Source organism: Parendozoicomonas callyspongiae, from assembly GCF_023502345.1.
In the GTDB taxonomy this organism is placed as follows: Bacteria; Pseudomonadota; Gammaproteobacteria; order Pseudomonadales; family Endozoicomonadaceae; genus Sansalvadorimonas; species Sansalvadorimonas callyspongiae.
In genome coordinates this window covers 1-284 of the sequence record NZ_JAMFLX010000172.1, presented here as the reverse complement: position 1 = coordinate 284, position 284 = coordinate 1, and the positions used below count along the sequence as shown (strand labels likewise).

The following is a 284-nucleotide window of genomic DNA, read 5'->3' as shown; positions in this document are numbered from 1 at the left end:
AAATCAGAACAGACAAAAGAGGCAAGGAGAAGAAAGTTTACAGATATGAAAACATGATGACACCCTATGAAAAGCTGTTGTCGCTGGAGAGCCCTGAGCAGTACTTGAAAAAAGGAGTTACGCTCAAACAGCTGAAGGAGAAAGCGGAATCATTGAGTGACAATGAAGCGGCAGAACAGCTAAAGGCAGCACGAGAATCCCTGTTTAGAACCGTTTACGAGCGGCGAGCCGGAGGGTAGGTAATAACCACTACCTTCAGGCCCATTTAGGGATTGGAGAATACT

General features: G+C 45.8%; 1 protein-coding gene. It reads left to right on the top strand.

What is annotated here, in order from left to right; genetic code table 11:
• The coding region (locus M3P05_RS20815; protein WP_249702070.1) for a hypothetical protein at positions 1–239 on the top strand (239 nt) is incomplete at its 5' end.
• Positions 240–284 lie beyond the last annotated feature (45 nt).